This window comes from Frankia sp. AgKG'84/4, from assembly GCF_023242965.2.
Taxonomy (GTDB): Bacteria; Actinomycetota; Actinomycetes; order Frankiales; family Frankiaceae; genus Frankia.
In genome coordinates this window covers 1-4,504 of sequence record NZ_JALKFU020000434.1, presented here as the reverse complement: position 1 = coordinate 4,504, position 4,504 = coordinate 1, and the positions used below count along the sequence as shown (strand labels likewise).

Genomic DNA, 4,504 nt, shown 5'->3' with positions numbered 1-4,504 from the left:
GGCGCCCGTCGCCGCGCGGCGCAGGTATGGACGTGCGGCATCGCCGCTGGTCGTCCGCATGCGGATGACCAAAGTCGCTCGGATGGGCTACCCCGGGTGCCGTGGCCAGGGCGGCATCCCTCGGGCGGAGTGCGGCGGGTATCCCGACCGGAGGCGAAACGCGTGGAACCGGCCGTGTCCGCGCGCCGGTGCGGGTCTGTGCCGGCGAACGCCGAATCCGGCGCGCGACGGCTTTTGGTCGGCCGGTCGTAGGTCGGCATTGTTGTGCGTCCCGCTCTTTCGGTGTGGTGGTTGTGGTGGCCGGTGGACTCGTCCCGGTGCTCGTCGGCGCCCGGTTATCTCGCCGCGGCGAGAGGTGCACCCTGTACAGATCGGCTTGACAGCCGCTAAGCTGATCGTGCAAGGCGTAGCGGGTCCAGTAGCAGGTCCTTTTGTCGACGCGCAGCGCCGACGCACCTTGTCGGCGGGCCTCTCCCCGGGGCAGCGCTGGGAGATCCTTTCCCGGTCGCGGTTCTGTCGGTGGTGCGCCGCGACGGCGGCCGGGACGCCGTGGTTCGAAACCGGATACGCCACTCGAGGGAGGCTGGCGGCGACCCCCCCACGCCGCCAGTCTCCCTCTTCGCCTGCGGGCGCGCATCTGCGCGGGCGCCTGCCGAGGTCCGGCCGATCGGGCCACGTCCTGATAAATTGACGGGACGACGGCCACCCCGCCAGGGGGATCATCCGACGGAGGTGGCGCAGGTGATGAGCGCCGAGCGCGCGCCCGACGAGGTCGTCCTGCAGGAACAGGCTGGCGTCGGTGGCCCGGATGCCTTCCAGCGCCTCTACACGCCACACCGCCTGGCGTACATCAAGGGCGAGGGTCGCGGGCGCGACGACGAGTGCCCCTTCTGCGCCATTGTCGCGATGTCCGACGAGGACGGTCTCGTGGTGGCCCGCGGAAAGACCGTCTACGCGGTCCTGAATCTCTATCCCTACAACGCTGGGCATCTCCTTGTCGTGCCCTACCGCCATGTCGCCGACTATGCCGACATGGAATCCGAGGAAATCGTCGAGATGGCCTTTTTCGTGCGTCGGGCGCTGCGTGCCCTGCGCGCGGCCAGTGGCGCCCACGGTTTCAACACGGGAATGAACCTCGGCCATGTGGCCGGCGCGGGTATCGCCTCCCACGTGCACCAGCACGTCGTTCCCCGCTGGGGTGGGGACACGAACTTCATGCCGGTCGTCGGCGTGACCCGGGTGCTCCCCGCCCTGCTCGGGCAGACCCGGGACATGGTCGCCGAGGCCTGGGCGCGCGCCGCCGCGGACGAGTAGCGGCCGGGGGCGGCGATGCACACCGCCGGCCGATCAGGAACTCGATGCCTCGGCGAGGCGGTGGGGCATCCGCTCGTAGCCATGCGGTTCCCGGTGAAAAGTGCCGGTGCCGTGAGTCAGCGACCGCAGTTCAACGACATATCTCGACATTTCTGCTTCGGGAACCTCGGCGTGGACAGTGGTGTGGGCCGCCGCGTACGTACCCGCCGACGCTGAATCCCGATCGGCCGGCGTGGGCTCCATTCCGACCACGCGGCCCCGCCGGGTCGACACATCTCCCACGACCGGTCCGAGGAACTCGTCCGGCACCGTCACGTCGACCGACAACACCGGTTCGAGCACGACCACGCCACCCGCGCGGATCGCGTCGCGCAGGGCCAGCCCGCCGGCGATCTGAAAGGCGACGTCCGACGAGTCGACGCTGTGCGCCCTGCCATCGACCAGGCGCACCCGCAGGTCGGTCAGCGGATGACCGGCGTGCACCCCCTGGGCCATCTGCGCCCGGATGCCCTTCTCCACCGACGGGATGAAGGACCGCGGGATCGCGCCGCCGACGACCTCATCGACAAACTCGAGCCCGCCGCCCGGCGGCAGCGGCTCCACCTCGATCCGGCAGACGGCGTACTGGCCGTGGCCGCCCGACTGTTTCACCTGGCGCCCGATGCCCTGCGCCCGAGCGCGAAGCGTCTCCCGCAGGGGTATGGCCGGCGGCTCCAGGTCGACGACGGCGCCATAACGGTGCATGAGGCGGTCGAGGGCCGCCTGCGCGTGCGCCTCACCCATGGTCCACAGGACGAGCTGGGCTGTCTGCGGGTCCTGCACGACCCGCAGGGTCGAATCCTCGAGCGCGAGTCGGGACAGCGCCGTCGACAGCCGGTCCTCGTCGGCGCGGCCGCGGGCCCGGATCGCCGTCGGCAGCTGCGGCTCGGGCAGGCGCCAGGCCGGCAGATGGCACGGATCGTCGAGGCTGGAGAGGGTGTCGCCGGTCTGCGCGGTGCCCAGCTTCGTGATCACGCAGATCGCGCCCGCCGGGCATTGCGCCACGCTGTGCAGCGCCGAGCCGAACGGCTGGGACAGTGCGCCGACGCGCTCGCCGTCGTCGTGGTCCGAATGGCCGGCCGCCGCCCGGCCGTGGCCGCTGACCAGCACGGCGTCGTCGGGGCGCAGCGTGCCGCTGAACACCCGCACGACCGACATCCGCCCGACGTAGGGGTCGGTGGTCGTCTTGACCACCTCGGCCACCAGTGGGCCCGCCGGATCGCCGGTCGCGGGTGCCCGCTCGCCGCCGTCGGGCCGGGTCAACGGGGGCAGGGGATGGTCCGCCGGCGTGGGGAAGCCCTGCACAACCACATCGAGCAGCTCGGCGCAGCCGAACCCACCGGGCGCCGGCAGGACGCCGACCGGCAGCACCGGGAAGAACGTCCCGCGGGCCACCGCCTTTCCCAGGTCGGCGAGCAGCAGCCGCGGGTCGGGCGCCGCGCCGGACAGGTAGACGTCGAGCAGGTGCTCGTCCTCGCTCTCGGCGATGATCCCCTCGACCAGCGCCGCCCGCGCGGCACCGCGCCGCGCGTCGGCGTCCATGGCCTCGCCCGGCGACTCGTGGCGGCCATCCGGGTCGTAGTCGACGGTGCGGGCGGACAGCAGGGCGCGCAGCTGGACCCGGCCCTCGCGCACCGGACCCGGCAGCCACAGCGGCGTGACCCCAGGCCCGAACGCCTGCCGACACTGCGCCAGCGCGGCGCTGAAGTCCGCGCGCGGGTGGTCGAGCCGGGTGATCGCGATGGCCCGGGGCATGCCGACCTCGGCGCATTCCGCCCACAGCAGGCCTGTCGCGCCGTCGATGCCGTCCACCGCGCTGACCACGAACAGGGCCGCGTCGGCGGCGCGCAGGCCAGCCCGTAGCTCGCCGACGAAATCGGGGTGGCCGGGGGTGTCGAGCAGGTTGATGGTGTGCCCGCGGTGGCTGACCGAGCACAGCGTGAGGCCCGTCGACCGGGCCGGTCGGCGATCGGGTTCGGCATGGCCGACGTAGCTGGTCTGGCCGCTCTGGCGCTCGCCCACGGGATGGTCGCCGTACTGGTGCTCGGGCGGCCCGGCCGCGGCGAGCAGGCGGTCGACGAGCGCCGACTTGCCCGCGCCGGTGTGGCCCACCAGGACGACGTTGCGTACTTTGCACGAGGTTGCTGGCATCCTCGCCTCCTTGATCGGCGAATCTCCGCTCGTCCGTAACGGCAGAGTCCTCCCAGGTGACGTGGAGCACAACCGCGCCGGGGGCCGTGGTCGGGTATGCACCGATCGTGGCGGCGGTACTGTGAAGACCGCCCGGAGCCGGGCACCCGCGGGACGAGGGACGGACATGCTCGCTAGCAAGGCACGACCGCAGATCCAGAAGGTGCTCGACCCCGTGAGCCAGTGGGCCGCCCGGTCGTCGATCTCGCCGGACGTGGTGACGATCATCGGCACCGTCGGGGTCGCGGGAGCCGCGCTGGGCTTCTTCACCCGCGGGGTCTTCTTCCTCGGCACCGTCGTGGTCACGCTGTTCGTGTTCTCGGACCTCATGGACGGGGTGATCGCCCGGGCCCGGGGCATCTCGTCGAAGTGGGGCGCCTTCCTCGACTCCACCTCGGACCGGGTCGGAGACAGCGCGATCTTCGGTTCCCTGGTGATCTGGTACGCCGGAGACGGCGACTCGATGCCCCTGGCGATCGCGGCGCTCGCCTGCCTGGTCGCCGGGTCGATCACCTCCTACGTGAAGGCCCGGGCCGAGGGCCTCGGCTTCACCTGCGACGTCGGTTTCGCCGAGCGCGGGGAACGGCTGCTCGTCCTGCTCGTCGCCGCCGGCCTGTACGGTCTCGGCGTTCCGTACCTCCTGCCGGCCGCGCTCTGGTTCCTGGTCGGCGCGACCACGCTGACCGTCATCCAGCGCGTCGTGCACGTGTACCGGCAGTGGTACCGGGCCGGTGACCCGCCGGCCCCGTCCGCCTCGACGGCTGCCCCGACCGTCCCGACCGGCACCGTCGTCGCGCCCGGCACGGCGATCCCGCCCGGTACCGCGATCCCGTCCGGTACCGCGATCCCGCCGGGTGGTGTCGTCCCGCCCGGTTCGGCCGTTGGGCCCGGCCCCGGGCCTTCCGCGTCGGGGGGGGTTCGGCCTTGCGTGGGGCGGTTGTTGTCCCCCGGCCGGCGGACG

3 protein-coding genes are annotated in these 4,504 nt (G+C 72.4%); 2 read left to right on the top strand and 1 reads right to left on the bottom strand.

What is annotated here, in order from left to right; translation table 11 throughout:
• Window positions 1-744: 744 nt before the first annotated feature.
• Window positions 745-1,314: an HIT family protein gene (locus MXD58_RS20710; protein ID WP_248840202.1), complete on the top strand. Its 570-nt coding sequence runs from the start codon at window positions 745-747 to the stop codon at window positions 1,312-1,314.
• Window positions 1,315-1,347: 33 nt separating this feature from the next.
• Here MXD58_RS20710 and MXD58_RS20705 read toward each other — a convergent pair whose 3' ends face one another.
• On the bottom strand, window positions 1,348-3,504 hold the full coding sequence (locus tag MXD58_RS20705) for an elongation factor G-like protein EF-G2 (RefSeq protein ID WP_248840203.1): 2,157 nt from the start codon (window positions 3,502-3,504) through the stop codon (window positions 1,348-1,350).
• Between the two features lie 166 nt (window positions 3,505-3,670).
• On the opposite strand from MXD58_RS20705, the gene pgsA reads away from it, so the two are divergent.
• A partial coding sequence (gene pgsA, locus MXD58_RS20700; protein ID WP_250609759.1) for a phosphatidylinositol phosphate synthase occupies window positions 3,671-4,504 on the top strand: 834 nt, incomplete at its 3' end.